At 72.0% G+C, this 17607-nt stretch carries 12 protein-coding genes; 1 reads left to right on the top strand and 11 read right to left on the bottom strand.

The genetic code is table 11. The features are described 5' to 3' along the window. Window positions 1-211: 211 nt before the first annotated feature. A complete protein-coding gene (locus tag ACIQPQ_RS29595) occupies window positions 212-2491 on the top strand; it encodes an ABC transporter permease (RefSeq protein ID WP_401309668.1) in 2280 nt (759 codons plus the stop codon). A gap of 40 nt (window positions 2492-2531) precedes the next feature. Here ACIQPQ_RS29595 and pgi read toward each other — a convergent pair whose 3' ends face one another. From pgi to uvrC, 11 genes are all read right to left on the bottom strand, one after another. Then, entirely contained in the window at window positions 2532-4187 is a 1656-nt protein-coding gene (pgi, locus tag ACIQPQ_RS29600) for a glucose-6-phosphate isomerase (RefSeq protein ID WP_401309671.1), read from the bottom strand. 267 nt (window positions 4188-4454) lie between these two features. Beyond that, a complete protein-coding gene (locus tag ACIQPQ_RS29605) occupies window positions 4455-4790 on the bottom strand; it encodes an RNA polymerase-binding protein RbpA (RefSeq protein ID WP_003976875.1) in 336 nt (111 codons plus the stop codon). Window positions 4791-4997: 207 nt separating this feature from the next. Next, window positions 4998-5234 (bottom strand): preprotein translocase subunit SecG, encoded by a 237-nt coding sequence (gene secG, locus ACIQPQ_RS29610; protein WP_383772341.1) that lies wholly within the window; start codon window positions 5232-5234, stop codon window positions 4998-5000. Window positions 5235-5367: 133 nt separating this feature from the next. Beyond that, a complete protein-coding gene (gene tpiA / locus ACIQPQ_RS29615; RefSeq protein ID WP_401309675.1) occupies window positions 5368-6144 on the bottom strand; it encodes a triose-phosphate isomerase in 777 nt (258 codons plus the stop codon). A gap of 5 nt (window positions 6145-6149) precedes the next feature. Then, complete coding sequence (locus ACIQPQ_RS29620; protein WP_401309678.1) at window positions 6150-7361, bottom strand: phosphoglycerate kinase; 1212 nt, start codon at window positions 7359-7361, stop codon at window positions 6150-6152. A 156-nt stretch (window positions 7362-7517) separates the two neighbouring features. Further along, a complete protein-coding gene (gap, locus tag ACIQPQ_RS29625; RefSeq protein WP_383772347.1) occupies window positions 7518-8528 on the bottom strand; it encodes a type I glyceraldehyde-3-phosphate dehydrogenase in 1011 nt (336 codons plus the stop codon). A gap of 182 nt (window positions 8529-8710) precedes the next feature. Then, on the bottom strand, window positions 8711-11668 hold the full coding sequence (locus ACIQPQ_RS29630) for a M14 family zinc carboxypeptidase (protein WP_401309682.1): 2958 nt from the start codon (window positions 11666-11668) through the stop codon (window positions 8711-8713). A gap of 491 nt (window positions 11669-12159) precedes the next feature. Next, a complete protein-coding gene (gene whiA / locus ACIQPQ_RS29635) occupies window positions 12160-13149 on the bottom strand; it encodes a DNA-binding protein WhiA (protein WP_383772351.1) in 990 nt (329 codons plus the stop codon). Then, window positions 13140-14210, bottom strand: coding sequence for a uridine diphosphate-N-acetylglucosamine-binding protein YvcK (gene yvcK / locus ACIQPQ_RS29640; RefSeq protein WP_401309685.1), 1071 nt, complete (start codon window positions 14208-14210; stop codon window positions 13140-13142). Before yvcK ends, whiA begins: the two co-directional genes overlap by 10 nt. Then, entirely contained in the window at window positions 14207-15295 is a 1089-nt protein-coding gene (gene rapZ, locus ACIQPQ_RS29645) for an RNase adapter RapZ (protein WP_401309688.1), read from the bottom strand. The genes yvcK and rapZ overlap by 4 nt, the downstream gene beginning before the upstream one ends. Next, window positions 15292-17532: an excinuclease ABC subunit UvrC gene (gene uvrC / locus ACIQPQ_RS29650; RefSeq protein ID WP_401309691.1), complete on the bottom strand. Its 2241-nt coding sequence runs from the start codon at window positions 17530-17532 to the stop codon at window positions 15292-15294. Before uvrC ends, rapZ begins: the two co-directional genes overlap by 4 nt. Between the last annotated feature and the right edge of the window lie 75 nt (window positions 17533-17607).

The raw sequence follows: 17607 nt of genomic DNA on the forward strand, positions 1-17607 counted from the left end.
GGGCGGCGGGTCGCCTGACACGTGCACACGAGGCCGGGCACGGGGCGGGACACATACCCGCCCGCGCGCTCCTCCGGCCGCTTCCGCTCCCCCGGCCGTATTCGCCCTCCCGGCCCGTCCCGCTGCCCCGGTTCGCCCGGCTGTCCCGGCCCGTCCCGGCGGTCCCGCTGTCCCGACCCGTCCCGCTCCCCCGGCGAAGGGGCTGAGCGGCATGCGGGCCACCCTGCGCTGGGCGCACTCCGACCTGCGGACACACCGCGGCGAGGCGTTGTTCCTCGTCGTCGCCACGGCGGGCATCGTCGCCTCGCTGCTGCTGGCGACCGCCCTCTTCGGATACGCCACCAACCCCTGGCAGCGGGTCTTCACCCAGGCCCGCGGCGCCCACGTCTGGATCCACACCGGCCCCACCGCCGCCGCGTCCGGCCTGGCCGGGCTGGACGGCGTGGAGGACGTCGCGGGCCCCTTCCCGGTCTCCGTCACCACCCTCACCTCACGCGGCGCCCGCGCCTCCGTCGAGCTGCGCGGCACCGTGCGGGAACCGGCCGTGGGCCGCCCCCTGCTCACCACCGGCCGCTGGCTGGACCCGGCGGTCCCGGACGGGGTCGTCCTGGACAGCCGCCTCGCCCGCACCCTCGTCGCGCAGCCCGGCGACACCCTCGCGCTGCCCGGCACCGGCGAGCTGACCGTCCTCGGTGTCGCCGACAGCGCCGAGCCGCGCTACCGCCCCGGCGACCGGCCCGGCGTGGTCTGGGCGCTGCCCTCCGCCGTGCCGTCCCCGAGCGGCCAGGTCATCGGGCTGCGGCTGACCGACCCCGGCGACACCGACTACACCGTGCAGCGCGCGGTCACCGTCCTCGGCGCGGGTGCCGTCAGCGAGGTCTCCACCTGGCAGCAGGCCCGCGCCGAGGCCCAGGGCGACAACCGGCTCCTCGGGCAGGTGCTGGGGCTGTTCGGCCTGGGCGCGCTGGTCGCCGCCGGACTGGCCGTGCACGGGGCGATCAGCACCCGTATCCGCGGGCACCTGCGCGACATCTCCGTGCTGAAGGCGATCGGTTTCACGCCGGGCCAGGTGGTCCGCATCTTCCTGGTCCAGCACTTCGCGTACGCCCTGCTCGGCGCCGCCGCCGCGGCGGCGCTGGTGCAGGCGCTCGGCAGCCGCATCCCGGGCCGTCTGGGGGACGCGGTCGGGGTCTGGCAGGGCCTGCCCGCGCACGCGGTGGCGCTGCTGGCCGTCCCGGTGGGCGTGGTGCTGTTCATCGGCGCGACCACCGGCCTGGCCGCCTGGCGGGCGGGGCGGGTGCCCCCGGTGCCGGTGCCCCGGACGGCGGCCCCGGCGGGCGGCCGGCTGTCCGGCGTGGCCCGCCGCGCCCTCGGTCTGCGGGTGCCGCCCGCGCTGGTCCTGGGCTGGCACCGCGCGTTCCCGCTGCGCCCGCGCTCGCTGGCGACGGTGGCCCGGCTGACGCTGCCGCTGCTGCTGATCGTGGTCGCGCTGAGCGCGTGGACCACCATCGACCACTTCCGCAGCAGCCCCGAGGAGACCGGCCTGCCGACCGCGCTCACGGCCCGCGCGGACACCGGGCTGTCCGACGTGGGCGCCCGCCGTCTGCTGGAGCGGGACCCGCAGGTCGCCGCCGCCTATCCCGGCGTGGAGATGGCGGCGCTGGTCCCCGGCCAGACGGCGACGATCGCGCTGCGCGGCCTCGGCACCCGCGCCGACCCGTATCCGTTCACGCTGGCCGAGGGCCGCGCGGCGCACGGCCGCGACGAGGCGGTGGCCGGGCAGGGGCTGCTGGACCTGCTGGACGTCGAGGTGGGCGACTGGGTGCGGATGACGGTGGGCGACCAGCCGCAGATCCTGCACATCGTGGGCCGCAGCATCGAGCCGGAGAACGGGGGCCGCGTCATCTCGACCTCGCTCGACACGCTCCGCGAGAACGACCCCGAGGTGGCCCCGACCCTGTACCAGCTGCGGCTGCGGCCCGGCGCCGACCCGTACGCGGTGGCGGGTCGGCTGACCCTCGCCGGGGAGGGCCACCTGGACGTGCAGGCCGTGCCCAACCCGGCCGACGGGCTGTCCCCGCTGCGTGGTGTCGTGGTCGGGGTGATCGCCGTGCTCGCCCTGATCGGGCTGATCGAGCTGCTCACGGCGATCGGCGGGACCGTGCGGGACGGCGAGCGCGATCTGCTGGCGCTGAAGGCCATCGGCCTGTCACCGCGCCAGATCACCGCGATCACGATGACCGCGACCGGCTGCACCGCCCTGGCCGCCGCTCTGGTCGGGACGGTGCTGGGGACGCCGCTCGCGCACTGGCTGATCGACGCCCAGGGCCGGTCGAACGGCATGGGCGCCGGGATCGCGCACGGCCCCTCCCCCACGCTGCTGCTGCTCTTCGGGGCGGCGGCGGTCCTCGGCGCGACCGCCCTCGCCGCCGTCCCGGCGACCCGCGCCGCCCGCCGCCGCCTGGCGGACACGCTCAGCGCGGTGACGTGACGGCGGCATCGCCGGGGCCGTCGCGGCCCCGGCGGTCCGGTCAGCCGCGTCCGCGCAGCTCCCGGTACGTCGCGACGAGCGCCCGGGTCGAGGGGTCGAGGCCGGGGACGTCGGCGCCCTCGGTCAGGGCGGGTTCGACCCGCTTGGCGAGGACCTTGCCGAGTTCGACGCCCCACTGGTCGAAGGAGTCGATGTTCCACACCGCGCCCTGCACGAACACCTTGTGCTCGTAGAGCGCGATCAACTGGCCGAGCACGGACGGGCTCAGCTCGCGGGCCAGCACGGTCGTCGTCGGGTGGTCGCCGCGGAAGGTCTTGTGGGCGACCAGTTCCTCCGGCACGCCCTCGGCGCGTACCTCGTCCTCGGTCTTGCCGAAGGCGAGCGCCTGGGTCTGGGCGAAGAAGTTGGCCATCAGCAGGTCGTGCTGCGCCTTGAGCCCGTCGCTCAACTCGCCGACCGGGCGGGCGAATCCGATGAAGTCGGCGGGGATCAGCTTGGTGCCCTGGTGGATCAACTGGTAGTAGGCGTGCTGCCCGTTGGTGCCCGGCGTCCCCCACACCACCGGTCCCGTCTGCCAGTCGACGGGCTTCCCGTCCCGGTCGACGGACTTGCCGTTGGACTCCATGTCGAGCTGCTGGAGATAGGCCGTGAACTTCGACAGGTAGTGGCTGTACGGCAGCACCGCGTGGGACTGCGCGTCGTGGAAGTTGCCGTACCAGATGCCCAACAGGCCCATGATCAGCGGGACGTTGGCTTCCGGGGGCGCGGTGCGGAAGTGCTCGTCGACGAGGTGGAAGCCGTCGAGCATCTCCCGGAACCGCTCCGGGCCGATCGCGATCATCAGGGACAGGCCGATGGCGGAGTCGTAGGAGTAGCGGCCGCCTACCCAGTCCCAGAACTCGAACATGTTGGCCGTGTCGATGCCGAACTCCGCGACCTTCTCCGCGTTGGTCGACAGCGCGACGAAGTGCCGGGCCACCGCCTTCTCGTCACCGCCGAGACCGGCCAGCAGCCAGGCCCGCGCCGAGGTGGCGTTGGTGATCGTCTCGATCGTGGTGAACGTCTTCGACGCGATGACGAACAGCGTCTCCGCCGGGTCCAGGCCGTGCAGCGCCTCGTGCAGGTCGGCGCCGTCCACGTTGGACACGAACCGGAGGGTCAGCGAGCGGTCGGTGAACGCCCGCAGCGCCTCGTACGCCATCGCCGGACCCAGGTCGGAGCCGCCGATGCCGATGTTCACCACGGTGCGGATACGGCGCCCGGTGTGTCCGGTCCACTCGCCGGAGCGTACGCGCCCGGCGAAGTCGGCCATCTTGTCGAGGACCGCGTGCACCGCCGGGACGACGTTCTCCCCCCCGACCTCGATCACCGCGTCCCGCGGGGCGCGCAGCGCGGTGTGCAGGACCGCCCGGTCCTCGGTGGTGTTGATGCGCTCGCCGCGGAACATGGCGTCCCGCAGCCCGAACACGTCGGTCGCGGCGGCGAGTTCGCGCAGCAGCCGCAGCGTCTCGTCGGTGATCAGGTGCTTGGAGTAGTCGAGGTGCAGGTCGCCGACCTGCGCGGTGTAGCCGCTGCCGCGCCCGGGATCGGCGGCGAACAGCTCCCGCAGCCGCACCTCGCCCAGTTCCTCACGGTGCTTGGCCAGCGCGGTCCACTCGGGCGTCTGGTTCAGCCTCGTACGGCCGTCTGCGTTCATGTCGGACCCAGCCCTCTTTCTCACCTTGTCCGTGCTGCACGTGTTTGCCCCGCTGGGTCCCAACCTAGTTGATCAGCACGGGTCGGGCGCTGTCGTGGGCTGGTCCGGCGGAACGACCACAGGTGAATACGGAGGCGGGACACGGACGTATCAGAGCGAACGCAAGGCGGTCCGGGGCGCACGCAGGGTGCCGGCGCGCACGGCACGTCGGAGGGCCGCACGAAACGCGGCCAGGTCCCTTCGGGATACCTGGCCGGTCCTGAACTTCTAGATCTCGCCCCGCAGTTTGGCGAGCGCCTCGGCGAGGATCGCCTCGCCGTCCGCGTCGCTGCGCCGCTCCCGCACATAGGCGAGGTGGGTCTTGTAGGGCTCGGTGCGGGGTGGGTCCGGCGGATTGTCCCGGTCCTGGCCCGCGGGGAAGCCGCAGCGTGGGCAGTCCCAGGTCTCGGGCACCTGCGCGTCGCTGGCGAAGCTGGGCTGCGTCTCATGCCCGTTGGAGCACCAGAAGGAGATGCGCAGACGCGGCGCGGACTCGCCGCGCTCGGCCTCGCCCATCGGCCCCGCCCCGACCCGGCTTCCACGGATCGCGTTGCCACTTGCCACGGTCGTAACTCCCTGCGTGATGGTGCCGCGAAGCGAGTCGGCGTTTCGCTCCACTGCGAGCGCCTTAGTCTACGTAAGGCCCAACGCGCGTCCAGTGATTGGAGTGACAACCCCCCACACGTAGACGCAAGCCCCATGATAGGCCGCGCTCAGCTGCGCGTACCGAACATGGGGCGTTACGTACCGATCGTGTGCCTGGGTGCGGCGTCAGCTGCTCGTCTTCATCAGCAGGGCGAGGACGATGATGCACGCGAACCAGAGCAGGCCGACGAGCACGGTGATGCGGTCGAGGTTGCGCTCGGCGACCGAGGAGCCGCCGACGGAGGACTGCATGCCGCCACCGAACATGTCGGAGAGGCCGCCACCCTTCCCCTTGTGCATCAGCACCAGCAGCATCATCAGCAGGCTGAAGACGATCAGGGCGATCGAGAACCCCAAAACCACGGCTGGACCAACTTCCTCGGATGCGGACAATGACTTCCGGCGGGAACTACTGACGACGACGGGGGCACAGCCACAGCGCTGTGCCCCCGCAAGGGTACGACGGATCGCCGCTACCGCATACTCACGGCCCTGCTCACTGGTCGCGGAAGCGGACGATCTTGACGAACTCCTCGCTGTCCAGCGAGGCGCCGCCGACCAGGGCACCGTCGATGTCGGCCTGCGCCATGATCTCGGCGACGTTGCCCGACTTGACGGAGCCGCCGTACTGGATGCGGACCTTGTCGGCCAGCTCCTGGCCGTACAGCTCGGCCAGCTTGCCGCGGATGGCGGCGCAGACCTCCTGCGCGTCCTCGGCACCGCAGACCTTGCCGGTGCCGATGGCCCACACCGGCTCGTACGCGATCACGACGGTCTCGGCGTGCTCGGCCGGGAGATCCTTCAGACCGCCCTCGACCTGGGCGAGGGTGTGGGAGACGTGCGCGCCCGCCTCGCGGACGGACAGCTCCTCGCCGACACAGAGGATCGGGGTGAGGCCGTGCTTGTAGGCGGCCTTGACCTTGGCGTTGACGATCTCGTCGGTCTCGGCGTGGTACTGGCGGCGCTCGGAGTGGCCGACGGCGACGTAGGCGCAGCGCAGCTTGGCCAGCATCACGCCGGAGATCTCGCCGGTGTAGGCGCCGGCGTCGTGGGCCGAGATGTCCTGGGCGCCGTACTTGATCTTCAGCTTGTCGGCATCGACCAGGGTCTGCACGGAGCGCAGGTCGGTGAAGGGCGCGAGGACGGCGACCTCGACGGCCTTGTAGTCCTTGTCGGCGAGGGCGAAGGCGAGCTTCTGGGTGTGGGCGATGGCCTCCAGGTGGTTGAGGTTCATCTTCCAGTTGCCCGCCATCAGCGGTGTACGGGTGCTCATGCGGGTCAGTCCTCCAGTGCGGCGAGGCCGGGGAGCGTCTTGCCCTCGAGGTATTCGAGGGAGGCGCCGCCACCGGTCGAGATGTGGCCGAATGCGTTCTCGTCGAAGCCCAGCAGGCGGACGGCCGCGGCGGAGTCGCCGCCGCCGACGACCGAGAAGGCCGGGGAGTCGAGGAGGGCCTGGGCGACCGCCTTGGTGCCCTCGGCGTAGTCGGGGTGCTCGAAGACGCCCATGGGGCCGTTCCAGAAGACGGTGGCGGCGTCGGCGAGCTTCGAGGCGTACAGCGTCTGGGTCTCGGGACCGATGTCCAGGCCCATCCCGCCGGCGGGGATCTCGCCCGCGGCGACGGTCTCGGGGTGGGTGTCGGCCTTGGCCTTCAGGTCGGGGAACCCGCCGGAGACCACGACGTCGACCGGTACGACCAGCTCGACGCCGCTCTCCTCGGCGCGCCGCAGGTACTCCTGGACGGCCGGGATCTGGTCCTCCTGGAGCAGGGACGCGCCGATCTCGTGCCCCTGGGCCTTGAGGAAGGTGTAGGCCATGCCGCCGCCGATGAGGATGCGGTCGGCCTTGCCGAGGAGCTGGTCGATGACGGCGAGCTTGTCGGAGACCTTGGCGCCGCCGAGCGCGACGACGTAGGGGCGCTCGACGTCCTCGGTGAGCTTCTTGAGGACGTCGACCTCGGTGGCGATGAGGTACCCGGCGGCGTGCGGCAGGCGGGCGGGGAGGTCGAAGACCGAGGCGTGCTTGCGGTGCACGGCGCCGAAGCCGTCGCCGACGTAGACGTCGGCCAGCTCGGCGAGGCGGTCGGCGAAGGCGCCGCGCTCGGCGTCGTCCTTGGCGGTCTCGCCCGCGTTGAAGCGCAGGTTCTCGATGACGGCGACCTGGCCGTCGGCCAGCGCGGCGACGGTGGCCTTCGCGGAGTCCCCGACGGTGTCGGTGGCGAAGGCGACGTCAGCGCCGAGGAGTTCACCGAGGCGGGCGGCGGCCGGGGCCAGCGAGAAGGCCGGGTCGGGCTCGCCCTTGGGGCGGCCGAGGTGCGAGGCGACGACGACCCGCGCGCCCGCGTCGGCGAGGGCCTTGACGGTGGGCAGCACGGCGCGGATGCGGCCGTCGTCGGTGATGGTGGCGCCGTCCAGCGGCACGTTGAGGTCGGCGCGGACGAAGACCCGCCGGCCGGCCACGCCGTCGGCGAGGAGTGCGTCGATCGTCTTCATGTAAGGGGCTCCCTGGGAGGGCTCGTGGTGCTCCGTGATCGTAGGGAAGGGCCGGTGCGGACCGTGCGGGCGGCTCCGCACGCGAGTCAGGGCCCGGGCGACGCGTCCCTGCGCCGTCCGGGCCCTGCTCTCACGTCGAGGTGCCCGCTCTGTCCGTCAGAGCTGCTCGCCGACGAAGACCGTGAGGTCGACGAGGCGGTTGGAGTAGCCCCACTCGTTGTCGTACCAGCCGAGGATCTTCACCGAGTTGCCCTCCTGGACCATGGTCAGGGAGGAGTCGAAGGTGCAGGAGGCCGGGTCGCTGACGATGTCCGAGGAGACGATCGGGTCCTCGGTGTACGCCAGGTAGCCCTTGAGGTCGCCGTCCTCGGAGGCCTTCTTGAACGCGGCGTTGACCTCGTCCTTGGTGACCTCGCGCTGGAGGGTGACGACGAGGTCGGTGGCGGAGCCGGTGGGGACCGGGACGCGCATCGCGATGCCGTCCAGCTTGCCCTTGAGCTGCGGGAGGACCAGGGCGGTGGCCTTGGCGGCGCCCGTCGTGGTCGGGATGATGTTCTCGGCGGCGGCGCGGGCGCGGCGCAGGTCCGAGTGCGGGAAGTCCAGGATGCGCTGGTCGTTGGTGTACGCGTGGACCGTCGTCATCAGGCCCTTGACGATGCCGAAGTTCTCGTCGAGGACCTTCGCCATGGGCGCCACACAGTTGGTGGTGCAGGAGGCGTTGGAGATGACGTGGTGGTTGGCCGCGTCGTACTTGTCCTGGTTGACGCCCATCACGATGGTGATGTCCTCGTCCTTGGCCGGGGCCGAGATGAGGACCTTCTTGGCGCCGCCCGCGAGGTGTTTGGCGGCGTCGGCCTTCTTGGTGAAGATGCCGGTGGACTCGATCACGATGTCCACGCCCAGCTCGCCCCACGGGATGTCGGCGGGGTTGCGCTCGGAGAGCACCTTGATGGTGTGGCCGTCGACCGTGATGGTGTCGGCGGTGTGCGACACCTCGGCCTTGAGGCGGCCCAGGATGGTGTCGTACTTGAGCAGGTGAGCGGTGGTCGCGGTGTCACCCAGGTCGTTGACAGCCACGATCTCGATGTCAGCACCCTGCTCCAGCAGCGCGCGGAAGTAGTTACGACCGATGCGGCCAAAGCCGTTGATGCCTACGCGGATCGTCACGAACCGATCTCCTCGTTGGTACGCCGGCCATGCGGTGCCGGCGAGCTGTATTTGGGATGTCCCCGACCACCCACGACCCTACCTCCCTGCGGGCGCCGGAGTGACATCGAGACGCCTCATACACGGACGGGCGGCCCGTACCCGCCAGTAGGGGTACGGACCGCCCGGCCGCTCCGGGTCACTCAGTCGTCGAGTGAGCCCAGGGCCTTTCCGATGAGCGCCTTGCGGTCGGCCGCCGAGGTGAGGTGCTCCAGGCCGAAGCCCAGCAGCACGGTGTCGTCGGTGGTGACCGCCCCGTACGTCTGGAAGAGCGCTCCGGTGCGCGCCCAGTCCTTCAGCACGGCGGGGCTGCCCGGCGGCGGGCCGCCGACCTTCCAGGCGCCGAGGGAGGTCTCGAAGCCCTCGGTCTCGGTGGCGGTGGAGCCGGTGACGAGCGAGGCGTCGTCGACGAGGACGCCGTGGCCGCCGCTGCCCGGGTCGGTGACGTAGCTGATCGACACCTCGATCGACTTCCCGGCGTAGGCGCTCAGGTCGAAGTTCACCTGCTGCCAGCCGCTGGAGGCGCCGGTGAAGGCGTTCCAGGCGCCGGTGGTGCCGGTCGGGGCGCAGCCGTCGGCGCCGAGCGTGAGGTAGCGCAGCAGCTGCGGGTGCTCACGCACGTAGAACCCGGCCTCGCACTCGGCGGGGACGGTGGTGCTGGTGGCGCCGCCCTTCTCGGGGAGCGTCGTCCAGTCGTCGCCGCCGGCCGTGCGGACCTCGACGATCGCGTTGTCGTAGCCCGGCTCGGTGTCCCACAGCAGCTGGGTGCGGAGCGCGGGCTGGTCGGCGGCGGTGGTGCCGGTGAGGTCGACGGTGCGGGTGAGGCGCTTGTAGGCGTCGTCGGTGTGCACCGCCGCCGCCATCCAGGCCCCCGCGAACGGGCCGTACGGGTTGACGGTCCCGGCGAACTGTCCGGCGCCCGCGCTCTTGAACTGCGGATACGTGGCGACCGGGAGTTCGTCGGAGGTGACGCCGTAGGTGCCCGCCCGGTCCAGCGGGTTTCCGGGGGCGGCGCCGAGGGGGCCGCCCGCGCCCGCGAGCGCGCCGGAGCCGTTGAAGCCGGTGGCGCCGGGCGTGTTGGTGCGGGAGTAGGCGCCCAGGTAGTACTGGCTGAAGTCGTTCGACGGGTTGCCGCCGCCGAGGTCGACGTTGCCCCCGGCGCGTTCGCCCGCCTCGATCAGCTTGCCGCCCTCGTTGAGGAAGGCGCGCAGAGCGAGCTGGGTGGGATTGCCGGGCAGGCTGTCGCCCGTGTAGTGGACGACGGTGCCGAAGTGGCTCAGCACGCCGAGCGCGTCGGGCGCGCCCTGGGTGGCGACGTCCCACACGGTCGCGCGGCGGCCGTTGGCCTTGAGCGCGTCCACGTAGGTCTGCGCCTGGGTGGCGGCGACGCCCTCCTCGGCGACGACGAGGACGTCGGCGCGGGGGCGCTGGGCGATGGTGTAGGTGAAGCGGCTGCTGGTGACCTTCGTGCCGCTCTTCGTCTCGCCGGTGAACCAGACCTCGACCTTGTCGCCGGGTTCGCCGTCCTGGACCTTGGCGCGGTACTCGTCGTAGTAGAGGTTGTCCTCCCCGCCGAAGACCTCGCCGCCCTTCCAGGGCCGCAGCGTCTGGTCGTACGTACGGCCGCCGTTGACGCGGTACTTCAGCTCCTTGTCGCGCAGCGCCTTGCGGGCGACGACGGAGATCTGCTGGTCGGCGCCGCGCGAGTAGGAGGTGGTGAAGGGGGCCGGGGTGAACTCGGCGGCGCTCAGGCCGACCGAGGACTTCGGCCGGTCGGGCGTGGCGGCGCTCTCCGCGACGGACAGCGCGAACGGCACGTTCTTGGCGAACTCGTCCTGGATCAGCTTCTCGTCGTCCGGGAAGTTGAAGACGGAGCGGCAGTCGGACGCGTTCCACTGGTCGTCCGGCGAGATGTTCGACGCGGTCTGGCAGGTCGACATCTCGGGGGTGAACATCGCCGTGCCGTTGACGTTCGCCGCGTGTCCGTCGGCCTCGCCGTTGGTCGTGTACAGCTCCGAGGAGACCTGCGGGTGGTAGCCGGGGATCGCGGAGTTGTCGGGGGTACCGGCGAGCGCCTCGTAGACGACGTCGTCCGGGGTGTCCGTGGCGACCTGCCAGCCGACGCCGTAGAGGAGCAGTTCGGCGGCGGAGTGGTAGTTGATGCCGTACGTGAAGCCGATCCGCTTCTCGAAGGCGTCCAGGGCCTTGGTCTCGGGCTCGGAGCCGGGGCTCGCGCCGCGGTAGGTCTCGCTGGTGGGGTTGGGGGACGAACCCTCGTCGTCGTAGCCCCACTTGTAGGCGAAGTTGCGGTTGAGGTCGACGCCGTCGCCGGTGGTGATGGCGCCGTCGCCGTTGACGTCCCGCAGGTTCTTGCGCCAGAGGCGGTTGGCGTCGTCCTGGAAGGTGTAGTCGTAGCCGTCGGGGTTGGCCGACAGCACGAACCACAGCTCGGTGGAGTCGACGATCTTCTTGATCCGCCGGTCCTTGCCGTAGTTGTCCAGGTAGTGGTGGAGCAGCCGGCGGGTCATCTCCGGGGTGATCCACTCACGGGCGTGCTGGTTGGACATGTAGAGCACGGAGGGCTTGGAGCCGTCCTTGGACGTCTTCGCGTTCTTGGTCAGTTTGACCGCGAGGATGTCCTGGCCCTTCACCGTCTTGCCGATGGAGACGACCTTGGTCAGCCCCGGGTTCTGCTGCCCGGTGCGGAGGATCTCCTCCTTGAGACCGCCACTGCCGCTGTACGGCCGGAAGACGCCGTCGGCCGCGGCGTCGACACGGTTCTCGGCGCGGGCGGTCAGGGTGTGCTCGGCCAGGTCGACGCCCTGTTTCTCCAGCTTGGCCGCCTGGTCGTCGGTGAGGTACACCTCGACCTCGGCGGTGCCCTTCGCGGGCGCCTGCTCCTTGAGTTCGTGGGCGTCCTGACCGGCCGCCAGCAGCAGGGGCACCTGCTGCTGGGTGATCTCGGCGCGGAACACCTTGACCTCGTCGGCGTCGGCCCCGCGGTCGGCCGCGTCGTTCTGTGCCTGGGCGATGGGCGCGATGCTGGCTCCGCCGATCAGGAGCGCGCCGACAGCGAGGATCGATCTCGCTCTGTGTCTCATGAACCCCCCTACACGTGGTCCGCCACACCGGCGAACAGTTGCCAGGCTCATGACTGTTCATGATCGAGTCAAGGGCACCTCAAACCCCGCCCGACACGGAGGGGGTGGACCAAGGGGGTTACTGCGTACGGTGAGTGACGGGGAGTCAGGTGGGGGGGAGGGGGCTGGGGGCGGCGCGTGGTGGGGCGGGGGGCGGCGGCCCGGGGGGTGGGGCGGGCTTGGTGTTGCTGCGGGCGCGGTGGGCTGGGCGGGGGCGCGGTGGGCGCGGCTGTGATTCCGGCCGGGGCGGGGCGCGGGGCGGGCTCGGTGAGTGCGGCTGGCACAGTGGTTCTATGCGGGCGCGGCGGAGATCCCAGCCAGGGCAAGACGGGACGCGGCCAGGCGGCCGGACCGGTCAGCGGGTCCGGTCGGGGGCGGTCCGGTCAGCGGGTCCGCTCGGGGGCGGTCCGTGGTTCCGGCCGGGGCGGGTCAGGACCCCGGCCGGGGGCAGGTCAGCCGACGAGGTTGTCCGCGAGGTCCTCGGAGAGGTTGGCCTCGGTACCCGGGATGCCGAGGTCGGAGGCGCGCTTGTCGGCCATCGCCAGCAGCCGCCGGATCCGGCCCGCCACCGCGTCCTTGGTGAGCGGCGGGTCGGCGAGCGCGCCCAGCTCCTCCAGGGAGGCCTGCTTGTGGTCCATGCGCAGCCGTCCGGCCGCCGCCAGGTGCTCAGGGACCTCCTCGCCAAGGATCTCCAGGGCGCGCTGCACGCGGGCCCCGGCGGCGACCGCGGCACGGGCCGAGCGGCGGAGGTTGGCGTCGTCGAAGTTGGCGAGCCGGTTCGCCGTGGCCCGCACCTCACGGCGCATCCGGCGCTCCTCCCAGGCCAGCACCGACTCGTGGGCGCCGAGGCGGGTGAGCAGCGCGCCGATGGCGTCACCGTCGCGGACCACGACCCGGTCCACGCCCCGCACCTCACGGGCCTTCGCCGCGATCGACAGGCGGCGGGCCGCGCCGACGAGGGCGAGGGCCGCCTCGGGACCCGGGCAGGTCACCTCCAGGGAGGAGGACCGGCCGGGCTCGGTGAGCGAGCCGTGCGCGAGGAACGCGCCGCGCCAGGCGGCCTCCGCGTCACAGGTCGCGCCGGAGACCACCTGCGGGGGCAGGCCCCGGATCGGACGGCCCCGGCCGTCCACCAGACCGGTCTGGCGGGCCAGCTGGTCACCGCCCGCAACCACCCGGACGACGTAACGCGAGCCGCGGCGCAGACCGCCGGGCGCCATCACGATCAGCTCCGAGGCGTGGCCGAAGATCTCCAGGATGTCCCGCTTGAGGCGGCGGGCCGCCATCGCCGTGTCCAGCTCCGCCTCGATCACGATGCGCCCGCTCACCAGGTGAAGGCCGCCGGCGAACCGCAGCATGGCGGAGACCTCCGCCTTTCTGCAGCAGGTCCGGGTGACGGGGAGCCGGGAGATCTCGTCCTTCACCGCTGCCGTCATCGCCATGGGCCGATCCTTCCATGCATCCGAAAAATACGGTCGTACGCGGCGGCCAGCAGCTCCGGGTCGTGCCGCGGAGTTCCGTCGGGCCGGGCCACCGGCGCCAGCTCGACCGCGGCGCCGAACCGCTTGGCGGCGTCGGTGAGGGAGTCGCGGTCGGGCACGGCGGCCTCGTCGGCCAGCACCACGTCCAGGGCGAGTTTAGGGGCGTGTCGTCCCAAAACCTCCAAATGACGCTGCGGGGAGAAGCCCTCGGTTTCTCCGGGTTGCGGCGCGAGGTTCAGGGAGAGCACCCGGCGGGCCTTCGTCTTGGTGAGCGCGTCGAGCAGTCCGGGCACCAGGAGGTGCGGGATGACGGAGGAGAACCAGGACCCGGGGCCGAGCACCACCCAGTCCGCGTCGAGCACGGCCTCGACCGCCTCGGGGACGGCCGGCGGGTCGTGCGGCACCAGGTGCACGGACTGCACCTCGCCGGGGGTCAGGGCGACGGTGGCCTGCCCGCGCACGGTGTCGACGTCGTCGGGCCGGGCCGGGTCGTGCCCCTTGACCAGGGCCTGGAGCTCCAGCGGGACGGCCGACATCGGCAGCACCCGGCCCTGCGCGCCGAGCAGGCGGCCGACCAGGTCGAGCGCCTGGACGTGGTCGCCGAGCTGTTCCCAGAGGGCGACGATCAGCAGATTGCCGACCGCGTGGCCGTTGATCTCGCCCTGGGACTGGAAGCGGTGCTGGATGACGCGGGCCCAGGTCTGGCCCCAGTCGTCGTCCCCGCAGAGCGCCGCCAGCGCCTTGCGCAGGTCGCCGGGCGGCAGTACGCCCAGTTCGTCGCGCAGCCGCCCGCTGGAGCCGCCGTCGTCGGCGACCGTCACCACGCCGGTGAGATCGCCGGTGATACGCCGCAGCGCGGTCAGCGAGGCGGACAGGCCCATGCCGCCGCCGAGCGCGACGACCTTGGGCTGGGTGCCGCGGCGGCGCGGCCGGCCGCCCCGGACCTCGACCGGCCGCCCCTCCTCGCGGCGCTCGGGGGCGCCCCTGCGCAGTCGGCCGAGCCGCGGTGAACGTGCTGTCATTCCCGTCCCATGTCCCGGTGTACGACCACCGTCTCCACGCCCTCGGCCGCGAGCCGCGCGGCCAGCTTCTCCGACATCGCCACCGACCGGTGCTTGCCGCCGGTACAGCCGACGGCGATGGTCACGTAGCGCTTGCCCTCGCGGCGGTAGCCCGCGGCGACCAGCTGGAGCAGCTCCGCGTACCGGTCGAGGAACTCCTTCGCGCCGGGCTGGTTGAGGACGTAGGTGGAGACCTCCTCGTTGAGCCCGGTGAAGGGGCGCAGCTCCGGGACCCAGTGCGGGTTGGGCAGGAACCGCATGTCCACGACGAGGTCGGCGTCGACCGGCAGGCCGTACTTGAACCCGAACGACATGACGGTGGCGCGCAGTTCGGGCTCCTCCTCACCGGCGAACTGGGCGTCCATCTTGGCCCGCAGCTCGTGGACGTTGAGGCTGGAGGTGTCGATGACCAGGTCGGCGTCACCGCGCAGTTCGCGCAGCAGTTCGCGTTCGGCGTCGATGCCGTCGACGATGCGGCCGTCGCCCTGGAGGGGGTGCGGGCGGCGGACCGACTCGAAGCGGCGCACCAGGGCGTCGTCGGAGGACTCCAGGAAGACGATGCGCCGGGTGACGCCCTTGGTCTCCAGGTCGGCGAGGGATTCGCGGAGGTTGTCGAAGAAGCGGCGGCCGCGCACGTCGACGACGACGGCGATCCGGGCCACGTTGCCCTGGGAGCGGGCGCCCAGCTCGACCATGGTGGGGATGAGGGCGGGCGGGAGGTTGTCGACGACGAACCAGCCGAGGTCCTCCAGGCACTTGGCGGCCGTGGACCGGCCCGCCCCGGACATGCCGGAGATGATCACCAGCTCGGGGATGGCCGCATCGGGGATGCCGGGGGCCGTGGCGTCCGTACTCACCTGTGCTCCGTGTTCGTGGCCTGCGTCGTGCGGATCGGCCGGATCGGCCGCTTCGGCGGGCGCGGCGGGGTCGCCGGTGCCGCCCTCTGGTGCGCTCGCGGAGGCTGTCGCGGCCGGGGTGTCCGGCTGTGGAGCGGGCACCTGCGCCTGATCTCGGTCTTCCGTGGGGTGTGCGTCGTGGTCGGTCATGTCTCCTGCCCCCGTCGTTCCTGTCGGGGGCCCGCGGCAACGGGCTCCCCGGCGGAACCCGCCGCCGTGGCGGGTTCCTCCTCTTCCATGATCTCTCCCGTCGCCGTGTTGACGGCGGGTGCGGGCGGAGCCGCCTGGGCCAGGGCCGCGACGATGGTCTCGGCCGTCTTGCGGCCTATGCCGGGCACCTCGCAGATCTGGTCGATCGTCGCGGCGCGCAGCTTCTTCACCGAGCCGAAGTGCTTGATCAGCGCCTGTTTGCGGGTCTCGCCGAGGCCGGGCACGTCGTCCAGCGGCCCGGCCCGGAACCGCTTGGCCCGCTTGGTGCGCTGGTAGGTGATCGCGAAGCGGTGGGCCTCGTCGCGGACCCGCTGAAGCAGGTAGAGGCCCTCGCTGGTGCGGGGCAGGACGACGGGGTCGTCCTCGCGGGGCAGCCAGACCTCCTCCAGCCGCTTGGCGAGGCCGCAGACGGCGATGTCGTCGATGCCCAGCTCGTCCAGGGCCCGCTGGGCGGCGGCCACCTGCGGCTGCCCACCGTCGACGACGACGAGCTGCGGCGGGTAGGCGAACCGGCGGGGTCGGCCGTCGTCGTCCTTGAGGGAGTCCACGAGGGGGACGCCGTCGGGGGCGCCGTTCGCGTCGGTTCCGCTGTGAGTGCCGGTTCCGCCGGGGGTGCCGGGGGTGCCGGTTCCGCCGGGGGTGGTCGCGGCGGAGGCGGTCGCCGGGGTGGTGGTCGCGGAGGTGGCGGGCGGTTCGGTGGCGGGGGCTGCGGCGGACGGGGCGGCGTTCGGGTCCGCGGTGGGGTCGGCGGCCGGGTCGGTCCACTCGCCCGTGCGCTCCTTCTCCGCAAGGTAGCGGCGGAAACGGCGGGTGATCACCTCGTGCATGGAGCGGACGTCGTCCTGGCCCTCGAAGCCCTTGATCTGGAAGCGGCGGTACTCGCTCTTGCGGGCCAGCCCGTCCTCGAAGACGACCATCGAGGCCACCACGTCGTCGCCCTGGAGGTGCGAGATGTCGTAGCACTCGATCCGCAGGGGGGCGCTGTCCAGGTCGAGGGCCTCGGCGATCTCCTCCAGGGCGCGCGAGCGAGTGGTGAGGTCGGAGGCGCGCTTGGTCTTGTGCAGGATCAGGGACTGCTGCGCGTTGCGCTCGACGGTCTCCATCAGAGCCCGCTTGTCGCCGCGCTGCGGGATGCGCAGCGACACCTGGGAGCCACGGCGCCCGGCAAGCCACTCCTGGACCGGCTCCAGCGGCTCGGGCAGGGCCGGGACCAGGACCTCCTTGGGCACCGCGTCGCCGGTCTCCTCGCCGTACAGCTGCTGGAGGGCGTGTTCCACGAGGGCGCCGGTGGTGATCTCCTCGACCTTGTCGGTGACCCAGCCGCGCTGGCCCCGGACGCGCCCGCCGCGCACATGGAAGATCTGGACGGCCGCCTCCAGCTCGTCCTCGGCGACCGCGATCAGGTCGGCGTCGGTGGCGTCGGCGAGCACCACCGCGTTCTTCTCCATGGCCTTGCGCAGGGCCCCGATGTCGTCGCGCAGGCGGGCGGCCCGCTCGTACTCCATGTCCTCCGCGGCCTCCGTCATCTGCTTCTCGAGGCGGCGGAGGTAGGTGCCGGTGCGGCCGGTCATGAAGTCGCAGAACTCGTCCGCCAGCTCCCAGTGGTCGTCGGGGCTGATCCGGCCGACGCAGGGCGCGGAGCACTTGCCGATGTACCCGAGCAGACAGGGACGGCCGGTGCGGGAGGCGTTCTTGAAGACCCCGGCCGAGCAGGTGCGGACCGGGAACACCCGCAGCATCAGGTCGACGGTGTCCCGGATCGCCCACGCGTGCGCGTACGGCCCGAAATACCTGACGCCCTTCTTCTTGTGACCGCGCATCACCTGCACGCGCGGGAACTCCTCCTGCATCGTCACCGCGAGGTACGGATAGCTCTTGTCGTCGCGGTACTTGACGTTGAACCGGGGGTCGTACTCCTTGATCCAGGAGTACTCCAGCTGGAGCGCCTCGACCTCCGTGGACACCACGGTCCACTCCACGGAGGCGGCCGTGGTCACCATCTGCCGGGTGCGGGGGTGCAGGCCGGACAGGTCCTGGAAGTAGTTCGCCAGGCGCTGGCGCAGGCTCTTCGCCTTGCCGACGTAGATCACCCGTCGGTGCTCGTCTCGGAACCTGTAGACCCCGGGGGAGTCCGGGATCTGTCCCGGCCTGGGGCGGTAGCTGGAGGGGTCGGCCATGTCTCACACCCTACTGGCGCGGAGTGACAGTCCGGCGGGCCTGTGGACAACCGCAGGAGGGTGTCCCGGACCGAC

Origin of the sequence: Streptomyces sp. NPDC091281, from assembly GCF_044757425.1 — a bacterium.
Lineage (GTDB): Bacteria > Actinomycetota > Actinomycetes > Streptomycetales > Streptomycetaceae > Streptomyces.

Coding starts and splice junctions, on each gene's coding strand:
- uvrC (WP_401309691.1), bottom strand. CDS start 17,532: ATGGCCGACCCCTCCAGCTACCGCCCCAGGCCGGGACAGATCCCGGAC.
- ACIQPQ_RS29620 (WP_401309678.1), bottom strand. CDS start 7,361: ATGAAGACGATCGACGCACTCCTCGCCGACGGCGTGGCCGGCCGGCGG.
- pgi (WP_401309671.1), bottom strand. CDS start 4,187: ATGAACGCAGACGGCCGTACGAGGCTGAACCAGACGCCCGAGTGGACC.
- ACIQPQ_RS29595 (WP_401309668.1), top strand. CDS start 212: ATGCGGGCCACCCTGCGCTGGGCGCACTCCGACCTGCGGACACACCGC.
- rapZ (WP_401309688.1), bottom strand. CDS start 15,295: ATGACCGACCACGACGCACACCCCACGGAAGACCGAGATCAGGCGCAG.
- yvcK (WP_401309685.1), bottom strand. CDS start 14,210: ATGACAGCACGTTCACCGCGGCTCGGCCGACTGCGCAGGGGCGCCCCC.
- ACIQPQ_RS29630 (WP_401309682.1), bottom strand. CDS start 11,668: ATGAGACACAGAGCGAGATCGATCCTCGCTGTCGGCGCGCTCCTGATC.
- whiA (WP_383772351.1), bottom strand. CDS start 13,149: ATGGCGATGACGGCAGCGGTGAAGGACGAGATCTCCCGGCTCCCCGTC.
- tpiA (WP_401309675.1), bottom strand. CDS start 6,144: ATGAGCACCCGTACACCGCTGATGGCGGGCAACTGGAAGATGAACCTC.